This is a genomic window from Lentzea sokolovensis (assembly GCF_033949975.1).
GTDB lineage: Bacteria > Actinomycetota > Actinomycetes > Mycobacteriales > Pseudonocardiaceae > Lentzea > Lentzea sokolovensis.
Genome location: NZ_JAXAVU010000020.1, coordinates 1 through 3,164, shown reverse-complemented (window position 1 = coordinate 3,164; position 3,164 = coordinate 1). Strand labels below are relative to the sequence as shown.

The window sequence follows — 3,164 nt, the reverse complement described above, 5'->3', positions numbered from 1 at the left end:
GGCCGGCGTTCGCAGTAGTGCGGAGGGATCTGATTGTTCTTTGAGAACTGCACAGTGGATGCGAGCATCTTTGTAGCAAGTTAGTAAGGGCATACGGTGGATGTCTTGGCACCAGGAGCCGATGAAGGACGTAGGAGACTGCGAAAAGTCTAGGGGAGCTGTCAACCGAGCTGAGATCCTAGAATTTCCGAATGGGGAAACCCGGACCCAGTCATGTGGGTTCACCCATACCTGAACACATAGGGTATGTGGAGGGAACGCGGGGAAGTGAAACATCTCAGTACCCGCAGGAAGAGAAAACAACCGTGATTCCGTGAGTAGTGGCGAGCGAAAGCGGATGAGGCTAAACCGCGTCTGTGTGATACCCGGCAGGGGTTGCATTCGCGGGGTCGTGGGACCTCTTGGCTAGTTCTGCCGAGCTAGCAAACAGTCAGAAAACGTGTGGTTAGAGGAACGTGTCTGGAAAGCACGGGCGTAGAGAGTGAAACCCTCGTACTCGAAAACCTATCGTCTGTTTAGAGTGTTCCCAAGTAGCAGCGTACTCGTGAAATTCGCTGTGAATCTGGCGGGACCACCCGCTAAGCCTAAATACTCCCTGGTGACCGATAGCGGACTAGTACCGTGAGGGAAAGATGAAAAGTACCCCGGGAGGGGAGTGAAATAGTACCTGAAACCGTGTGCCTACAATCCGTCGGAGCCTTTAGGGGTGACGGCGTGCCTTTTGAAGAATGAGCCTGCGAGTTAGTGCTACGTGGCGAGGTTAACCCGTGTGGGGTAGCCGTAGCGAAAGCGAGTCTGAATAGGGCGCTTGAGTCGCGTGGTCTAGACCCGAAGCGGTGTGATCTAGCCATGGCCAGGGTGAAGCGCGGGTAAGACCGCGTGGAGGCCCGAACCCACCAGGGTTGAAAACCTGGGGGATGAGCTGTGGTTAGGGGTGAAAGGCCAATCAAACACCGTGATAGCTGGTTCTCCCCGAAATGCATTTAGGTGCAGCGTCGTGTGTTTCACCACGGGGGTAGAGCACTGGATGGTCTAGGGGGCCTACAAGCTTACCGAAATCAACCAAACTCCGAATACCGTGGTGTGAGAGCGCGGCAGTGAGACTGCGGGGGATAAGCTTCGTAGTCGAGAGGGAAACAGCCCAGAACGCCAGCTAAGGTCCCTAAGTGTGTGCTAAGTGGGAAAGGATGTGGGGTCGCACAGACAGCCAGGAGGTTGGCTTAGAAGCAGCCACCCTTTAAAGAGTGCGTAATAGCTCACTGGTCAAGTGGTCCTGCGCCGACAATGTAGCGGGGCTTAAGCACACCACCGAAGCTGTGTCATTTCAGCCTTGTGCTGGGATGGGTAGGGGAGCGTCGTGTAGCGGTTGAAGCGGCGGAGTAATCCAGCCGTGGACGCTATGCGAGTGAGAATGCAGGCATGAGTAGCGAAAGACGAGTGAGAAACTCGTCCGCCGGATGACCAAGGGTTCCTGGGCCAGGCTAATCCGCCCAGGGTAAGTCGGGACCTAAGGCGAGGCCGACAGGCGTAGTCGATGGACAACGGGTTGATATTCCCGTACCCGTGTGAACGCGCCCATGATGAACCTTGTGATACTAACCGCCCAAAGCACCTGCGAAACTCCTTCGGGAGCTAGCGGATTGTGGAGCGCGGGACCTGAACTTGTAGTAGTCAAGCGATGGGGTGACGCAGGAGGGTAGCTCCGCCAGTGAGTGGTAGTACTGGTGCAAGCGTGTAGGCCGAACTGTAGGCAAATCCGCAGTTCATATAGGCTGAGACGTGATGCGTAGCCGATTGAGGCGAAGTAGAGTGATCCCATGCTGCCGAGAAAAGCCTCTAGCGAGCTTTCACGCGGCCCGTACCCCAAACCGACACAGGTGGTCAGGTAGAGAATACCAAGGCGATCGGGCGAACTGTGGTTAAGGAACTCGGCAAAATGCCCCCGTAACTTCGGGAGAAGGGGGGCCGTAGCGCTTGAAGCCTCTTGCAGGCTAGGGCGAGACGGCCGCAGAGACCAGCGAGAAGCGACTGTTTACTAAAAACACAGGTCCATGCGAAGTCGCAAGACGATGTATATGGACTGACGCCTGCCCGGTGCTGGAACGTTAAGGGGACCGGTTAGTCCGCAAGGGCGAAGCTGAGAACTTAAGCGCCAGTAAACGGCGGTGGTAACTATAACCATCCTAAGGTAGCGAAATTCCTTGTCGGGTAAGTTCCGACCTGCACGAATGGCGTAACGACTTCTCGACTGTCTCAACCGCAGGCCCGGCGAAATTGCATTACGAGTAAAGATGCTCGTTACGCGCGGCAGGACGGAAAGACCCCGGGACCTTTACTATAGCTTGGTATTGGTGTTCGATTCGGCTTGTGTAGGATAGGTGGGAGACTGTGAAGCGCTGACGCCAGTCAGTGTGGAGTCATCGTTGAAATACCACTCTGGTCGTATTGGATGTCTAACCTCGGTCCGTGATCCGGATCAGGGACAGTGCCTGGTGGGTAGTTTAACTGGGGCGGTTGCCTCCCAAAGAGTAACGGAGGCGCTCAAAGGTTCCCTCAGCCTGGTTGGCAATCAGGTGTTGAGTGCAAGTGCACAAGGGAGCTTGACTGTGAGACTGACGGGTCGAGCAGGGACGAAAGTCGGAACTAGTGATCCGGCCATGGCTTGTGGAAGCGTGGTCGCTCAACGGATAAAAGGTACCCCGGGGATAACAGGCTGATCTTCCCCAAGAGTCCATATCGACGGGATGGTTTGGCACCTCGATGTCGGCTCGTCGCATCCTGGGGCTGGAGTAGGTCCCAAGGGTTGGGCTGTTCGCCCATTAAAGCGGTACGCGAGCTGGGTTTAGAACGTCGTGAGACAGTTCGGTCCCTATCCGCCGCGCGCGTAGGATACTTGAGGAAGGCTGTCCCTAGTACGAGAGGACCGGGACGGACGGACCGCTGGTGTGCCAGTTGTTCTGCCAAGAGCATTGCTGGTTGGCTACGTTCGGAAGGGATAACCGCTGAAGGCATCTAAGCGGGAAGCTCGTTCCAAGATGAGGTATCCCACCCTTCGTGGGTTAAGGCCCCCAGCTAGACCACTGGGTTGATAGGCCAGAGGTGGAAGACCGGTAACGGTTGGAGCTGACTGGTACTAATAGGCCGAGGACTTGTTACAAAGACGC

The 3,164-nt window shown here is 56.0% G+C and carries 1 rRNA gene; it reads left to right on the top strand.

Going from position 1 to position 3,164, the window contains the following annotated elements:
• Positions 1-73 precede the first annotated feature (73 nt).
• Positions 74-3,157 (top strand): 23S ribosomal RNA (locus SK854_RS47845).
• The last annotated feature ends 7 nt before the right edge of the window (positions 3,158-3,164 follow it).